The sequence below is a fragment of the Streptomyces flavidovirens DSM 40150 genome, from assembly GCF_000429085.1.
Classification (GTDB): Bacteria; Actinomycetota; Actinomycetes; order Streptomycetales; family Streptomycetaceae; genus Streptomyces; species Streptomyces flavidovirens.
This window is the reverse complement of the sequence record NZ_AUBE01000013.1, coordinates 64,337-80,959: the sequence shown is the minus strand read 5'-3', so window position 1 is coordinate 80,959 and position 16,623 is coordinate 64,337. Positions and strand designations below refer to the sequence as shown.

Here is a 16,623-nt window from a genome sequence, read left to right as displayed (position 1 = left end):
TATGTACGGTGCAATGGATTGTGAAGTCGGGTTTCACGAAGTCGGGCCTCTGCAAATCGCTGTTGGCGACTACAGAGGCCCGAATCGTTAATTGTCAAGCAGTATTACACATCTTCCTGACGGTCCAGGACGGCCGCCAGCGCCTGCTCGAAGCCCGACGCCTCGGACGCGCCACGGGTCGGGTCCACCTGCCGTACGTCGATGACGTGACCGGTGAGCTCCGAGAGCAGCACGTCCAGCGACGTACGGGCCACGGCCTCGGAGGACAGCAGCGAGCCCGCCGGCTCGTCACCGAACGCCTTGGTGCGCATCGGGGTCGCCGTGCGCTCCGGATTGACGCAGTTGACGCGCACGCCGTCGGCCGCCCACTCGTCGGCGAGGGCCTGGGTGAGGTTCACCATGGCGGCCTTCGTGGAGGAGTAGAGGCTGTACTCGGCGCGGCCGCGGGTGTAACTGCTGGAGGTGTAGAGCAGCAGCTGGCCCTTGGTCTCCGCGAGGTACTTGTGCGAGGCGCGGGCGATCTGCACGGGGGCCAGGTAGTTGACGTTCAGCGCTTCCTGGATGGTCGTGTTGTCCGTCTCGGCGAGCTTGCCGATGCGGAGCACGCCCGCCGTGTTGATCACGTAGTCGACGCGGCCGGTCTCCGCGTACGCCTTCGACAGGGCCTCGTCGACGTGCTCGGGGTTCTCGACGTGCGTACCGGTGGTGGAGCGGCCGAGTGCGTACACCTTGGCGCCGTAACTCTCGGCGAGGGTCGCGATGTCCGCGCCGATGCCGTACGAACCACCGAAGACGACCAGCGTCTTGCCGGCGAGGAGCTCGCGGTACGCGGCCTCGTCGGCCTGCTGCGGGGCCGCGGTGGAGGCGAGCTGGAACAGCTTGTCGGCGATGAAGACGTCGACCGGCTGCGTCACCTTCATGTTGTACTCGTCGCCCGCGACGACGTAGATCGGCACGTCCGGCAGGTACTTCAGCACGACCGAACAGTCGTCGGTGGCCTGGAAGTTCGGGTCACTGGACGCGACCTCGTACGCCTTGCGGATCGTCGACAGCTTGAAGGCCTGCGGGGTCTGGCCGCGGCGCAGCCGGGACCGGTCCGGGACCTCGGTGATGAACTCGCCGTCGCCGCCGTGCGTACGCGTCACGATGATCGTGTCCGCGGACGGGATGGCCACGTCGACCGCCTCGTAGCGCTCCAGCGCGTCGACGCAGTCCTGGATCACACGCTGTGACAGGAGGGGGCGTACCGCGTCGTGGAAGAGGACGTTGCGGTCCTCGCCCTCGGCGAGACCCTCGCCGAGCGCCGAGATGGCGCGCTCGGTGGTCTCGTTGCGGGTCGAACCGCCCTCGATGACCTTGGTGACCTTGGTGAGGCCGGCCTTGGCGACGATCTTCTCGACGTCGGGCACGTAACCCGGCGCCATCAGAACGATGATGTCGTCGATGCCTTCAGCCTGCTCGAAGATCGACAGCGTGTGCTCGATGACCGCCTTGCCCGCGATCTTCAGCAACTGCTTGGGGATCGACAGACCCACACGCTGACCGGTACCACCGGCGAGCACGACTGCTGTGGTTCGGGGCTTGGCTATGGGCTGCACAGACACAGACGACCTACCTTGCGAGGGCTGGGAGACAGGGTGATGGTCGCACTCTCCGTGACCGTCTCGCAAGGTGGACTTCCTTCTGCCGACACCTGTACGAAACCTGCACCGCGCTCAATCGCCGTGCGGGCCCACACACTTGGGCCCGCACGGCGACCGGCGGCACGCCCCGGAGGGAGTGCGGGTTCACACGTCCGGGGTGAGCGATGCCACAGGGAGTGGTGCCACAGGGAGTGGTGCCGGCCTAGAAGGGGTGGAACTCGTCGTACTCGCGCTGCGAGTCGTCGCGCTGGGCCTCGCGGTCCTTGCGGCGGGTCGCCGCCGGACGCGGGGCGTCCAGGCGGTGGTCCTCGCCACGGCGGCCGAGCATCTCCGCGCCCGCCATCACCGTCGGCTCCCAGTCGAAGACGACCGCGTTCTCCTCGGGGCCGATCGCGACCGCGTCACCCGCACGGGCGCCGGCCTTCATCAGCTTCTCCTCGACACCGAGGCGGCTGAGACGGTCCGCGAGGTAACCCACGGCCTCGTCGTTGCTGAAGTCGGTCTGCCGCACCCAGCGCTCCGGCTTCTCGCCGCGCACGCGGTAGACGCCGTCCTCCTCGGTGATCGTGAAGCCCGCGTCGTCGACGGCCTTCGGACGGATGACGACACGGGTCGACTCCTCCTTGGGCTTCGCGGCGCGCGCCTTGGAGACGACCTCGGCCAGCGCGAACGACAGCTCCTTGAGGCCGAGATGCGCGACCGCCGACACCTCGAAGACGCGGTAGCCGCGCGCCTCCAGGTCCGGGCGGATCATGTCCGCGAGCTCCTTGCCGTCCGGAATGTCGATCTTGTTGAGGACGACGACGCGCGGCCGGTCGCCCAGACCGCCGTACTGCGCCAGCTCCTCCTCGATCACGTCGAGGTCGGTGAGCGGGTCACGGTCGGACTCCAGCGTCGCCGTGTCCAGCACGTGCACGAGCACCGAGCAGCGCTCGACGTGCCGCAGGAACTCCAGGCCCAGGCCACGGCCCTGGCTCGCGCCGGGGATCAGGCCGGGGACGTCGGCGATCGTGTAGACGGTCGAACCCGCCGTGACGACACCGAGGTTGGGGACGAGCGTGGTGAACGGGTAGTCCGCGATCTTCGGCTTGGCCGCGCTCAGCACCGAGATCAGCGAGGACTTGCCGGCGCTCGGGTAGCCGACCAGCGCCACATCGGCGACGGTCTTGAGCTCCAGGACGATGTCGCCGCCCTTGCCCGGCTCACCGAGCAGCGCGAAGCCCGGCGCCTTGCGGCGGGCCGAGGCCAGCGCCGCGTTGCCGAGGCCGCCGCGGCCGCCCTCACCGGCGACGTACGTCGTGCCGTGGCCGACCATGTCGGCCAGGACGTTGCCGTCCTTGTCCATGACGACCGTGCCGTCGGGAACGGGCAGGATCAGGTCCTGGCCGTCCTTGCCGGAGCGGTTGTCGCCCGCGCCGGGCTGGCCGTTGGTGGCCTTGCGGTGGGGGCTGTGGTGGTAGTCGAGCAGCGTGGTCACGGACTGGTCGACGACGAGGGTGACGTCGCCGCCACGCCCGCCGTTGCCGCCGTCCGGACCGCCGAGCGGCTTGAACTTCTCACGGTGTACGGAGGCGCAGCCGTGGCCTCCGTTACCCGCGGCGACATGCAGTTCGACGCGGTCCACGAAGGTGGTCATGGGTGGGTCCTCCAGTACATACGGAAATGTCTACATACGTAACACGCCAAGGGCGGCCGCGCTTCCCCGTTCCCCGGGAAAGAGCGTCCGCCCTCGGAAAGTGCTGTGTGTACCGCTCGACGAAAGCCGGAATTACTCGGCGATCGGAACGATGTTCACAACCTTGCGGCCACGGTGCGTGCCGAACTCGACCGCACCGGCGGCGAGCGCGAACAGCGTGTCGTCGCCGCCACGGCCGACGCCCGTGCCCGGGTGGAAGTGGGTGCCGCGCTGACGGACCAGGATCTCACCGGCGTTGACGGCCTGACCGCCGAAGCGCTTCACGCCGAGCCGCTGGGCATTGGAATCGCGACCGTTCCGAGTGGACGATGCGCCCTTCTTGTGTGCCATGTCTCAGTCCCTTACTTCGCAGCCGTGGGGATACCGGTGACCTTGATCGCCGTGTACTGCTGGCGGTGACCCTGGCGACGGCGGTAGCCGGTCTTGTTCTTGTACCGAAGGATGTCGATCTTGGCACCCTTGTGGTGGTCCACGACCTCGGCGGTGACCTTGATGCCGGCCAGGACCCACGGGTCGCTGGTGACGGAGTCGCCGTCGACAACGAGCAGGGTCGAGAGCTCGACCGTGTCGCCAACCTTGGCCGTGGGAATCTTGTCAACCTCAACGATGTCGTCGACAGCAACCTTGTGCTGGCGACCACCGCTGCGCACGATGGCGTACACGCTGATCTCTCTTTCGCTCGGGACGGGACCCCTGATGCCAGCCGCTCGCACGGGCCGTGAGGCCCGCGACGAATCCGAATGGACGAGCGGCCTCTAACGGCTCTCCGAAGGAGTGCCGGAAGGGAGGTGCTCAGGAGATGGCGTGCACAGAAACACGCCGACGGTCAAGAGTACGGTCCCTGACTTGAGGGGTCAAACCGGCCCCGGCGCACCCCACCCGCCCCGCGATGCCGCGAGATCGCCACGGCGCGGGGTCTGCGGCGCCGGCGAGACACGCCACCACCGAAGGCCAGTACTGTCGTTCACTTCTCGCACACGTGCAGTACCTTCACGTACAGCACGCCTCGCATCCACAGCTCCCGCAAGAGCCGACCACGGCGGCCGACGCTTCCCGCGATCGCGGCAGAGCTCACCGAGCCGCACGAAACGGGAACAACGAGTGACCACCCCAGACATATCCGTGATCATCGGTGCGTACAACGCCATGCCCTATCTGTCGCGGACCCTCGCGTCGGTCGTCGGGCAGACGATCGGACACGACCGCATGGAGATCATCACGGTCAACGACGGCTCCACCGACACCACGGGCAAGGAGCTGGAGCGGTTCGCCGCCGACTATCCGGGACTCTTCCAGGTCGTTCACCAGGAGAACTCCGGCGGCCCCTCCGCCCCGCGCAATGTGGGACTCGACCGCGCGAAGGGCCGGTACGTCTTCTTCCTCGACGCGGACGACTACCTCGGCGAAGAGACGCTGGAGCGGATGCTCGCGGCTGCCGAGACCAACCGGACAGATGTCGTGCTCGGCAAGATGGTCGGTGTCAACGGACGCGGCGCGCCCGCCTCGATGTTCGTACGCAACCAGCCGCGCACCGATGTCTTCAACTCCCGCGTGTACTGGGCGCTCAACCCGCTCAAGCTGTTCCGCCGCGACTTCGTCGAGCGTCACGGACTGCGCTTCCCCACCGGCTACAAGGTGTGCGAGGACCAGCTCTTCACCGCCCTCGCCTACCTGCGCGCCGACGGCATCTCGGTCGTCGCCGACTACGAGTGCCTCTTCATCGTCAGGCGCGACGACGGCCAGAACATCACCGTCACCACGCACGGCGCGGGCCAGCGCATCCGCGCACTGCGGATGATGATCGACTTCGTCGAGGAGAACGTCCCGCCGGGACCGGACCGCGACGTACTGATGCACCGCCACCTGACGATCGACATGTACCACGCGCTGCTGCACCTCGAGCGCGAGACCGACCGGGCGGTGCAGGAGAAGCACCTCGGCGAACTGCGCGAGATGCTGTCGGGCTCGTACCCCGACTCGCTCAGGACCCGCGTCAACGCCATCACCCGGCTGCGCTCGGAGCTGGTCCTGCGCGGCCTGCTCGACGAACTGCTCGTGCTGGAGCGCGCGGACAAGGCCCACCGGGCCGCCGGCACCTCCCCCGAGATCCTGGTGGAGGACGGCCGGGCGTACGCCCGTCTGCCGTTCTTCCGCGACCCCGAGGCCGGCATCCCCGACGACTGCTACGACATCACCCGCGAGCTACAGGCGCGGCACCGGCTCGACTCCGTGTCCCTCGAAGGCACCCGGCTGACCCTGACCGGCCACGCCTATCTGCGCCGCGTGCCGGGCCTGCGCACCGGCGCCGAGCTGGTGCTGCGCGAGCGGGACAGCAAGGCCGAGCACCGCGTACCGGCACAGCCCGTGGCGGTGGACGGGCTGGGCGCGGACGAGGACGGCGGGGCGTACTCCTACACCGGCGCGGGCTTCTGCGTGACCGCCGACCTCAGCACCGTCGCCGGTGGTGAGCGGCTGCCGCGCGGGCTGTGGGACGTCTTCGTCGCACTCGACACCGACGGCGTCACCCGCGAGATCCGGTTCGGCCACCGGCGTCTCCCCGAGGTCGACGCCAGACCGGCCACGCATGTCGTGGGCCGGGGCGACGACACCATGGCCGTCGCTCTCTACTTCACCAAGCCGTACAGCAACCTGACCGTCGACGTCGGCGAGAACAAGCACCTCGTCAGCGACAAGCTCCGCGTCGACGGTGTCGCCTGGTCGAAGACCGACGCCGCGACACTGGAGATCACCGGCTCCTGGAAGCTGGCCACGCTGCCGCTCGACGCGCTGAGCGTGCGCCTGGGCAACGAGGAGGGCGGGTTCACCGACTTCCCCGTGACCCGCCGCGGCGACAAGGGTTTCACCGCGTACGTTCCCCTCTCCGGCCTCGCGGCAGGCACCTGGACGGCGTCCCTGCGGCTGGCGGGGGCGGGCGGCGCCTCGTGGCTCGTGGCCGTACCGGCACGCCGGGGCATGGCGGCCGGCCGGTGGCGACGGTTCGGCCTGCCCTGGTACGCCGTGCCGACCGCGGGCAGTGAGCGGTTCGCCGTGCGCGTCGACCGGGTCCGGGTGGGCAAGGCCCTGGCGGGGCGTCTGAAGCGCTGACGCCGGCGCCAACGCCCGAGGGCCGCCCCCCCAATGACGGGGGGCGGCCCTCGGGCGTTGTGCGGCGCGTCCCTGAGGTCAGTCCTCGGTGGGAGCCGAGACCGCCGACTGCGGCTGCTGCTCCGCGGCCGAGGTCTTCTTCGAAGCCGACGCCTTCTTGGCCGTCGTCTTCTTCGCCGTCGTCTTCTTCGCCGTCGTCTTCTTGGCTGCCGTCTTCTTGGCCGCCGTCTTCTTCGCGGGTGCCTTCTTGGCGGCCGTCTTGCGAGCCGCCTTCTTGGCGGGAGCCGCGACCTCGGCCTCGGCCTCGGTACCGGCTTCAGCACCGGACTCGGCCCCGGCGCCCTTTTCGGTCACCGGTGCCTCGACGACCAGCACGGCCGCCTCTTCGGCGCCCTTGGGCGATCCCGCCGGTGCGGACGCCTTGCGCGTCGCACGACGGCGCGCACGCGGCGGAGCCGCCGCTGCGGGCTCCTCGGCCGGGGCCTCGGCCACCGGGGCCCCGGCCACCGGCTCAGCGGCCTTGGGCTCTGCCACCACGGGGGCCGGAGCGACGACCAGGACTTCCCCGGCCACGGGGGCCTCGGCGGTCTTCGGCGCACCGGCCGGAGCCGTCGCCTTACGCGTCGCACGGCGCCGCGTACGGGCCGGGGCAGCCTCCTGCACGACGGGCTCGGGCGCGGGCTCGACCACCGGCTCCGCCGCGGGCTCGGGCTCCGCGACGGCGGCCGGCTCCGGAACGGACACCGGCTCCGGTACGGATACCGGCTCCGCCGCCTTCGGCGCACCGGCCGGGGCCGTAGCCTTGCGCGACGCACGACGGCGCGAACGCCCACGGCCGGCAGCCGCCTCCGCCTCGGCGGCGCTGCTGTACAGCTCCTCGTCAGGCACGAACTCGGGCTCGGGAAGCGCCACCGGCGCTGCCACCTCGGCGGCGAGCTCAGCCTCGGTCTCCACCTCGGCTTCGGCCTCGATCTCGACCGGCTCCACGTGCTCGTGCTCGGCCTCGGCACCACGGCCGCGCTTCTTCGCGCGCTTGCCGCCGCCACCGCCGCCCACGGCGGTCGGCTGCTCCATGTGCACGATCACACCACGGCCGTTGCAGTGGACGCAGGTCTCGGAGAAGGACTCCAGGAGACCCTGGCCCACACGCTTCCTGGTCATCTGGACCAGGCCCAGCGACGTGACCTCGGCGACCTGGTGCTTCGTACGGTCGCGTCCCAGGCACTCCAGCAGACGCCGCAGCACCAGATCGCGGTTCGACTCCAGGACCATGTCGATGAAGTCGATGACGACGATGCCGCCCAGGTCGCGCAGCCGAAGCTGACGCACGATCTCCTCGGCCGCCTCCAGGTTGTTCCTGGTCACGGTCTCTTCGAGGTTGCCGCCCTGACCGGTGAACTTGCCGGTGTTGACGTCGACGACGATCATCGCCTCGGTCTTGTCGATGACCAGCGAACCGCCGCTCGGCAGGTAGACCTTGCGGTCCAGCGCCTTCATCAGCTGCTCGTCGATCCGGTACGTCGCGAAGACGTCGACCTCCGACGTCCAGCGCGACAGCCGGTCCGTCAGGTCCGGGGCGACGTGGTTGACGTAGCCGTGGATGGTCTGCCACGCGTCGTCACCGCTGACGATGACCTTCGAGAAGTCCTCGTTGAAGATGTCGCGCACGACGCGGACGGTCATGTCCGGCTCGCCGTAGAGCAGCGTCGGACCACTGGTCGCGCCGGTGCTCTTCGACTTCTTCTGGATGTCCTCCCACTGCTGCTGCAGACGCTCGACGTCGCGGCGCAGCTCGTCCTCGCTCGCGCCCTCGGCGGCGGTGCGCACGATGACGCCCGCGTCCTCGGGAACGATCTTCTTGAGGATCGTCTTCAGACGCGCGCGCTCGGTGTCGGGCAGCTTGCGGCTGATGCCGGTCATCGAGCCCTCGGGCACGTACACCAGGTAGCGGCCGGGCAGCGACACCTGGCTGGTGAGGCGGGCGCCCTTGTGGCCGATCGGGTCCTTCGTGACCTGCACGAGGACCGACTGGCCGGACTTGAGGGCGCTCTCGATGCGGCGGGGGCCGTGGCCCATGCCCAGCGCGTCGAAGTTCACTTCACCGGCGTACAGGACGGCGTTGCGGCCCTTGCCGATGTCGACGAAGGCGGCCTCCATCGACGGCAGTACGTTCTGGACCTTGCCCAGGTAGACGTTGCCGACGTACGAGGTCGACTGCTCCTTGTTGACGTAGTGCTCGACGAGGATGTTGTCCTCGAGCACGCCGATCTGGGTGCGGTCGCCGTTCTGGCGTACGACCATCACGCGCTCGACGGCCTCGCGGCGCGCCAGGAACTCGGCCTCGGTGATGATCGGGACGCGACGGCGGCCCTGCTCACGGCCCTCACGGCGGCGCTGCTTCTTCGCCTCCATACGGGTCGAGCCCTTGATGGACTGGACCTCGTCGAAGCCGGTGCCCGGCTCGCGCTCCGCTGCTTCCTTCCCGCGCCGTTCCCGTGGCTCGCGGACCTTGACGACCGTACGCTCCGGGTCGTCGACGCCGTTCGCCTCGGCCTCGGCGGCCGCGTCACCGCTGCGACGGCGACGACGGCGGCGGCGACGGCTGGACGCCGAACCCGCACCCGCCTGGTCGTCCTCGTCCTCCTCGGCGCGCTCTTCCTCCTCCTCTGCCCGCTCGGCGGCGGCCTCCTCGGAGGTCTCCTGCTCCTCGGCCTCCTCCGTGTCGGCGAGCTCGCCACGGCGGCGGCGACGGCCACCGCGGCGACGGCGGCGCGCCCTGCGGTCCTCGGCCTCCTCGGACTCGTCGTGCGCCTCTTCCTCGGGCTCTTCCTCAAGGGCCTCGGCCGGCTCCTCGGGCTGCGGCGCCGGCTCGACGGCGCGCTCGGGCCGCTCGGCACGCTCCGCGCGCTCGTCCTCGGCGGGCTCACCGCGGCGACGGCGACGGCGGCCGCGCGGTGCGGCCTGGGGCGCGGGAGGGGCCTCGATGGTGACGGTCTCCTCCGCCTCCTCTTCCTCTTCCACGTCCTCGATGAAGTCCGGCTCGTTCACCCGGGCGGCGGCGGCAGCGGCAGCCGTCTCGGGGGTCTGGAACATCGGCTCGGTGAAGACCGGGGCCTGGAACACGGCCACGGCGGGCCGCGTCGCACGGCGGCGCGAACGCGTCGGCTCCTCGGCGGCAGCGGCGGCGGGCTTCGGGGCAGCCACCTCAGCGGCAGCGGCCTCGTCGGCGGCCTTACGACCTGTGCGACGGCGCGGCGTACGGCCACGGGGCGCCTCTTCGGCCTGCTCGGCGACGGGCTCCACGGGGGCGGGCTCGGCGGCAGGCGCCTCCTCGGCCACGGCTTCGGCCTCGGCGGGCTTCGGCGCACCGGCGGGCGCGGTCGCCTTACGGGTCGCACGGCGACGGCCACGCCCACGCGGCGCCTCTTCGGCAGCCTCATCGGCCACCGGGGCGGCCGGGGCAGGGGCTTCGGCGGCGGGAGCCGCAGGGGCCTGTGCCTCCACGGCGGCCTCGGCCTCGGCGGGTTTCGGCGCACCGGCGGGCGCGGTCGCCTTACGGGTGGCACGGCGACGCGTACGGGCCGGCGCAGCGGCCTCCTCCGCGACCTCGGCGGCAGCCGCGGGCTCGGCGGCCGGCTCCGGCGCGGCAGCGGGCTCAACCTCGGCCGCGGCCGTCTCCTCACCCTTCGGCGCACCGGCCGGAGCCGTCGCCTTGCGTGTCGCACGGCGGCGCGTACGGGCCGGCGCAGCGGCCTCGTCCGCGGCGGGCGTCCCGGCGGGAGCCTCGGCGGCGGCGGGGGCCGCGGGCGCCTCCTCCACCTCGGCGGGCTTCGGCGCACCGGCGGGCGCGGTCGCCTTGCGGGTGGCACGGCGGCGCGTACGGGCCGGCGGAGCGGCCTCGGCGCTCTCCGCGGGCTGTGCGGACGCTGTGTTCTGTGTGGACTCTGTGCTCTGTGCGGGCTCGCTCACGGCGGCACCCTCTCCGGCCGGTATGGCCGGAGCCGCGGCCTCTACAGTCTCGGCGGTCACTACGGCCTTGGCGTCACCGGCCGGCGGACCGGCAGGGCGCGAGGCGGCGCGGCGCCGGCGGCGCGGCGGCAGCGTGTCGCTGGGCGAGTTGTTGTCGTTGTCCCCGGTGGTACGCGCGGTACCTGCCGAGGGCTCAGTGGAATCGTTCGGCTCAAGCATGCGGGCGGTTCTCCCGTCACGCTCCCGGGCGCCACACCTGATTCCGGTCCGGTCCGGTCCGCGCGATGAGCGCGGTACCGCCGTCCGGGGCGCGGGCGCCGCACGGGAGCTGTTGTCTAGCTCGCCGGTTCCGTATGCGGTATGCGTACGGCCTGGCGAAAGTCTTCTGGTCAGTGCGCGGCCCGACCCAGGTGGCTCCCGAGTACCAGGGCTGCGCTACGACGACCGCCCTACGCGGAACCTGCACCTTCCGGCGCCTTCGCGGCGGTCAGTCCGGCGGCCGTGGGTGGGGCGGCCGTGACTGCCTCGCGGTCGGGCGCGAGCGGGTCGGTCACCGTGCCGGACTCCTCGTCGAAGAGCCCCTGCGCCAGCCTGGTCACCGCTGCGGGGACCGGCGGCGCCAGGTCGGCCACAGCTCGGAGACCGGACAGGACGTCGTCGGGTCGTACGGCGGGTGTCAAATGCCGAACAACCAGCCGCAGTATCGCACAGGGCTTGTCGTCCGGCCTATCGGACGGTGGACGAACGGCCTGGAGATCCGCAACGGCGCTGCGTGCGTCGAAGGACCGCATGCCGTTCTTGGTACGGCGCTGGACCTCGACGCTCTCAGCGGCGAGGAAGGCTTCGACGGCCTTCTCCGCGTCTTCGGGAGCGACACCGTCGAGGCGCATCTCCCATACGGAAGCCTGCAGCCGGTCGGCGAGACCCGACGTACGGGCTTCGACCGCGTCCGTGATGTCGAGCCCGTCCGGGAGCGACTCGTCGAGCAGCTCGCGCAGCTCGTCGGCGTCGCGCGTGGCGGTCAGTGCGATCTCCAGGTACTCGGCCTCGCTGCCCGTACCGGTGGGTGCGGCATTGGCGTACGAGACCTTCGGGTGCGGGGTGAAGCCGGCCGAGTACGCCATGGGCACGTCGGCGCGTCGCAGCGCCCGCTCGAACGCGCGCTGGAAGTCACGGTGGCTGGTGAACCGGAGGCGGCCGCGCTTGGTGTAGCGCAGTCGGATGCGCTGCACCGCCGGTGCGGGCGGCGGGCCTTCGGGCTGTCGCTTGCCCAGTGGTTCTTCTCCTCGTGCGGGGCGGCGCGCTGTCCGCGCGTCGCCCTTCCGGCGTGGGGGTCGCCCCCTGGCGTCCCGGCGGCCGGCTCACCCCTGGCTGGCTGTGCTTCCGCCAAGCAGGGAGATCTCGGACGCGGGTGCCGCGCTGGGGGCAGTGGTCTTACTACCCAGAGTACGCGCAGGAGTCCGCACCGGTTTCACGGCCTCGGCGGGGCCCGCACCGGGGTCCGCCGCCGGCCGGGTGTCCGCGGGGCCCCCGACGAGGGCGCGCCACGCGTCGCGCCGGGCCTGGCGCACCGTTTCACGTGCGCTGCGCAGCGCCCCGCGCGCCGCCCGGCCGGCTTCGAGGCCCGCCCGCTTCACCGGCGCCCAGAGGGTGTCGCGCACCCAGTGCCCCACCGGCGTGCACACACCGAGCCACACCCAGCGCACCGGCCGGCCCACCAGATTCCACCCGAGCCACTTCAGCGCGCGCCCGACGGCCCGCGAGATGTACCCGGCGATGCGCCAGGCGTGCCCGAACGCGGCAGCGGTCTCGCGCCCGGCCGGCACCAGCACCGCGCGCCAGAGCCACGCGACGGGCCGCACCAGGACCGTCATGACGCACCAGGCCAGCCCGCGCCCGAGACCGGCGCCCAGCCAGGCGATGCCCCGGCCCAGCGGCGCGAGAACGTACCGCCACAGCGCCACCCACGGCCACACGAACACCGCCTTGCCCACCCACGCGAGCACGCGCCCGACCGGGGTGAGGACGTTCTCGTACAGCCACACCACCGGCACCACGACGAGCACCCTGACCAACCGGGCCACTGCCGTGCCCACGGCACGCGCGGCGGCCGCGAGCGCGTGCCCGACGGTGCGCCCGAGCCAGGCGATTCCGTGCCCGGCCGGGGTCAGCACCTGCCGGTACAGCCACACCGCCGGTGCCACGATGCCGTACCGGACGACGGGCACCACGACGTACTTCCACAGCAGCACCCAGGGCATGACGAGCAGGGCGTGCGCGACGTGTCCGAGCACCTTGGCGACGGGGACGACGACCTTCCGGTACCACCACACCAGCGGTGTCACGACCAGCAGTTGGAGGACCGCGCCGAGCGCGCGGCCGACCGCTTTCCCGCAGACGGCGAGCAGGTCCCACACCATCCGCACGGGAACCACCAGGACCAGCACGACGATGCGCACCGGAACCCTGATGACGGCGGTCAGACAGCCCTCGGCCTGCGGCACCTCACGCCGCGGCGCGGGCGGCTGCGGCCGCGGCGGCTGCTTTTCGAAGTCCATGCCCGGATAGACGCGTCAGCCCGCCGTCCGGATCCGGATTCGGAGCCCGATGCTGATCCGTAACACACGAAGGCCCAGCCGAGGGGCTTTCCCCGGCCGGGCCTTCGACGTGCGTCACCGCTACTTGACCACCGTCAGCGGCAGCAGCTTCTTGCCCGTCGGGCCGATCTGGATCTGCGTGTCCATCTGCGGGCAGACACCGCAGTCGAAGCACGGGGTCCAGCGGCAGTCCTCGACCTCGGTCTCGTCGAGCGAGTCCTGCCAGTCCTCCCAGAGCCAGTCCTTGTCGAGACCGGAGTCCAGGTGGTCCCAGGGCAGGACCTCCTCGTACGTACGCTCACGCGTGGTGTACCAGTCGACGTCCACACCGAAGTCCGGCAGCGTCTTCGCAGCGGCGTCCATCCAGCGGTCGTACGAGAAATACTCGCGCCAGCCGTCGAAGCGGCCGCCGCCCTCGTAGACCGCGCGGATGACGGAGCCGATGCGCCGGTCGCCGCGCGAGAGGAGTCCCTCGACGATGCCGGGCTTGCCGTCGTGGTAGCGGAAGCCGATGGAACGGCCGTACTTCTTGTCGCCGCGGATCTTGTCCCGCAGCTTCTCCAGGCGGGCGTCCGTCTCCTCGGCGGAGAGCTGCGGGGCCCACTGGAAGGGGGTGTGCGGCTTGGGTACGAAGCCGCCGATGGAGACGGTGCAGCGGATGTCGTTCTGACCGGAGACCTTGCGGCCCTCGGCGATGACCTTGACGGCCATGTCGCCGATCTGGAGCACGTCCTCGTCGGTCTCGGTGGGCAGGCCGCACATGAAGTACAGCTTCACCTGGCGCCAGCCGTTGCCGTACGCCGTCGAGACCGTCCGGATGAGGTCCTCTTCGGAGACCATCTTGTTGATGACCTTGCGGATACGCTCCGAACCGCCCTCGGGAGCGAAGGTCAGGCCGGACCTGCGGCCGTTCCTGGTCAGCTCGTTGGCGAGGTCGATGTTGAAGGCGTCCACGCGGGTCGACGGCAGCGAGAGGCCGATCTTGTCTTCCTCGTACCGGTCCGCAAGGCCCTTGGCGACGTCCGCGATCTCGGTGTGGTCGGCCGAGGACAGCGACAGCAGGCCGACCTCCTCGAAGCCGGTCGCCTTGAGGCCCTTCTCCACCATGTCGCCGATGCCGGTGATGCTTCGCTCCCGCACGGGGCGCGTGATCATGCCGGCCTGGCAGAAACGGCAGCCGCGGGTGCAGCCGCGGAAGATCTCGACGGACATCCGCTCGTGGACGGTCTCGGCGAGGGGGACGAGGGGCTGCTTGGGGTAGGGCCACTCGTCGAGGTCCATGACGGTGTGCTTGGACACGCGCCACGGCACGCCGGAGCGGTTCGGTACGACGCGGGCGATGCGGCCGTCGGGCAGGTACTCGACGTCGTAGAACCGGGGCACGTACACGCCGCCGGTCTTGCTCAGCCGGAAGAGCACCTCGTCACGCCCGCCGGGGCGGCCCTCGGCCTTCCAGGCGCGGATGATCTCGGTGATCTCCAGGACGGCCTGCTCGCCGTCACCGATCACCGCGCAGTCGATGAAGTCCGCGATCGGCTCGGGGTTGAACGCGGCGTGCCCGCCCGCGAGGACGATCGGGTCGTCGAGCGTACGGTCCTTGGACTCCAGCGGGATGCCCGCCAGGTCCAGGGCGGTGAGCATGTTGGTGTAGCCGAGCTCGGTGGAGAAGCTGAGCCCGAAGACGTCGAACGCCTTGACGGGCCGGTGCGCGTCCACCGTGAACTGCGGGACCTCGTGCTCGCGCATGAGCGCTTCGAGGTCCGGCCACACGCTGTACGTGCGCTCGGCCAGGACCCCTTCGCGCTCGTTGAGCACCTCGTAAAGGATCATGACGCCCTGGTTGGGCAGCCCGACCTCGTACGCGTCGGGGTACATGAGCGCCCACCGGACGTCCGTGGCGTCCCAGTCCTTGACGGTGGAGTTGAGTTCGCCGCCGACGTACTGGATCGGCTTCTGGACATGCGGGAGAAGCGCTTCCAGGCGTGGGAAGACCGACTCGACAGGCATCGTGTGTCTCTCATGAGCTGGCAGGGGTGACCATCAAGCGTACCCCGGCCCTCAGCCGCCCAGATCCGCCCGCGATTTCCCGGCCGTGGCCCGCTTCCACACCTGCGGCAGCTCCTTTTGCCCGGCCTCGGCGGCGGCTTCCTCCCGCCCGTACAGCAGGCCCCAGGTGAACGCCGTCTCGTCCGCCGCGTGGGCCTGGGCGCCCAGCGTCCGCAGGGTCTCCCGCGCCACCACGCTGTCCTGGTGCGCGCCCAGTACGGACTGGACGGCCTTCATCCGCTTCGAGAACCGTTTGGCGGGCTTCCCGAGGGCGGGCCGGGCGGCGTCGGCGGCGTAACGGGTGCGCTTGGCGGCCTTGCGGGCGCCGTGCAGGGCCCGGTCGCGTTCTTCCCCGTGGGGCAGGGACAGGGCCGCCTCCATGCGGCGGGCCAGCCGGCCGTAGTCCTTGCGGACCGCCTTGGGCAGGACCTTGGCGGCGGGCCTCGACGCGGCGGGGCGCAGCGGCGGATCGGCCAGCAGGGCGTGCAGCGCGGTGAGGAGGTCCAGGTACCGCCGGCTGTCCAGCGCCGCGAGGGTCTTGGTACGCGAGCTCTCCCGGCCGACCACGGACCAGATCCGCAGCCGACCTCGCACCGGGCCCATGAGGAGCGTCTGGGGCACGTCGTCGATCCGGGCGCGGAGCCGGGCGTCCAGCACCTCCTGGTCGCGGTCCACGCCCAGTTCCTGTGCCAGCCACTTGAGTTCCGCTGCGACCGGGTCGGTGACCGTCCGGTCCAGGACCTTCCGGCAGGTGCGGAAGGCGCTGCGCAGCCGGCGGGTGGCGACGCGCATCTGGTGCACGGAGTCGGGCAGGTCCCGCCGCACGGCCGGGTCGTACGCCACCAGCGATTCGTACTGCTCACGCAGGTACGCGAGGACATGATCGCCGGCGGTCGCGCCCGGCTTCTCCTTCCCCGGCCTCTTCCACGACGGCGCCGTGTCCGCGAGCGCCCTGGCCAGCTTGGATTCCGAGGTGGCAGGGCGCAGGCCGGCCTTGCGGAGTTTTTTCCCGACCGCGTCGAGGAAGGCCGGGTCGCCCTTGTCGGCGAGCTCGACCTCGATCTCGGTCCAGTGGGTGGTGGCGCCGGAGGCCGGGACGCCGAGCCGCTGGGCGGTGACGGTGTCGACGCTGACCTCGGCGAGCAGTTCGCGGCGTGCGTCCAGGAGGTGGCGTACGTCGCGCACACTGCGCAGCCGGACGACCGGAGCAACCGGCTCCGCGCGGGTCCGGGACCGGATCAGGGCGGCCAGGGCGGGTGGCAGGCCGTCCGCCAGCGGCGCCCGGATCTCGTCGCGTACGTCCGGCGAGACCGGGAGCTTGAGGTGCCAGCCGGCGTCGTCGCCGCCGGTGCGGCGGCGCAGCGTGATGGAGTCGGCGGCGAGCCGCAGGTCGTCCGTGTCGTAGTAGACGGCGTCGAGTTCCGCGACGCCCAGGTGGACGACGGACGAGACGCCGGCCACCTTGGTCAGGTCGGGCAGCCGGATCTCGCCGTGGGCTTCCGCCGAGGCTTCGTACTTCCGCTCTGTCTCGCGCTTCGTATCCGCCATGCACCGAATCTAGACGCGA

The 16,623-nt window shown here is 71.0% G+C and carries 10 protein-coding genes; 1 reads left to right on the top strand and 9 read right to left on the bottom strand.

Annotation, left to right across the window (positions count from 1 at the left end; translation table 11 throughout):
* Positions 1–104 precede the first annotated feature (104 nt).
* The 4 genes from G412_RS0119065 to rplU all read right to left on the bottom strand — a co-directional run bounded on the left by G412_RS0119065 (position 105) and on the right by rplU (position 4,001).
* Positions 105–1,604 (bottom strand): bifunctional cytidylyltransferase/SDR family oxidoreductase, encoded by a 1,500-nt coding sequence (locus tag G412_RS0119065; RefSeq protein ID WP_028813464.1) that lies wholly within the window; start codon positions 1,602–1,604, stop codon positions 105–107.
* A gap of 241 nt (positions 1,605–1,845) precedes the next feature.
* Entirely contained in the window at positions 1,846–3,279 is a 1,434-nt protein-coding gene (gene obgE, locus G412_RS0119060) for a GTPase ObgE (protein WP_028813463.1), read from the bottom strand.
* Between the two features lie 132 nt (positions 3,280–3,411).
* Positions 3,412–3,669 (bottom strand): 50S ribosomal protein L27, encoded by a 258-nt coding sequence (gene rpmA, locus G412_RS0119055; protein ID WP_028813462.1) that lies wholly within the window; start codon positions 3,667–3,669, stop codon positions 3,412–3,414.
* Between the two features lie 11 nt (positions 3,670–3,680).
* The gene (gene rplU, locus G412_RS0119050; protein ID WP_028813461.1) at positions 3,681–4,001 is read right to left on the bottom strand and encodes a 50S ribosomal protein L21; all 321 of its coding nucleotides are present in this window, start codon (positions 3,999–4,001) and stop codon (positions 3,681–3,683) included.
* A gap of 439 nt (positions 4,002–4,440) precedes the next feature.
* Between rplU and G412_RS37265 the strand changes: the two genes are divergently transcribed.
* Positions 4,441–6,444: a glycosyltransferase gene (locus G412_RS37265; RefSeq protein WP_244283122.1), complete on the top strand. Its 2,004-nt coding sequence runs from the start codon at positions 4,441–4,443 to the stop codon at positions 6,442–6,444.
* A gap of 78 nt (positions 6,445–6,522) precedes the next feature.
* Here the strand turns inward: G412_RS37265 and G412_RS0119040 are convergent, their stop codons facing one another.
* The 5 genes from G412_RS0119040 to G412_RS0119020 all read right to left on the bottom strand — a co-directional run bounded on the left by G412_RS0119040 (position 6,523) and on the right by G412_RS0119020 (position 16,604).
* A complete protein-coding gene (locus tag G412_RS0119040) occupies positions 6,523–10,632 on the bottom strand; it encodes an Rne/Rng family ribonuclease (protein ID WP_028813460.1) in 4,110 nt (1,369 codons plus the stop codon).
* Positions 10,633–10,862: 230 nt separating this feature from the next.
* Positions 10,863–11,645, bottom strand: coding sequence for a TIGR03936 family radical SAM-associated protein (locus G412_RS0119035; protein WP_028813459.1), 783 nt, complete (start codon positions 11,643–11,645; stop codon positions 10,863–10,865).
* A 129-nt stretch (positions 11,646–11,774) separates the two neighbouring features.
* Complete coding sequence (locus G412_RS0119030; RefSeq protein ID WP_028813458.1) at positions 11,775–12,971, bottom strand: hypothetical protein; 1,197 nt, start codon at positions 12,969–12,971, stop codon at positions 11,775–11,777.
* 120 nt (positions 12,972–13,091) lie between these two features.
* Positions 13,092–15,017 carry a TIGR03960 family B12-binding radical SAM protein gene (locus G412_RS0119025; RefSeq protein ID WP_028813457.1) on the bottom strand — a complete coding sequence of 642 codons (1,926 nt, stop codon included), beginning with the start codon at positions 15,015–15,017 and terminating at the stop codon, positions 13,092–13,094.
* A 51-nt stretch (positions 15,018–15,068) separates the two neighbouring features.
* Positions 15,069–16,604, bottom strand: a complete 1,536-nt coding sequence (locus tag G412_RS0119020) for a CYTH and CHAD domain-containing protein (RefSeq protein ID WP_028813456.1) — start codon at positions 16,602–16,604, stop codon at positions 15,069–15,071.
* Between the last annotated feature and the right edge of the window lie 19 nt (positions 16,605–16,623).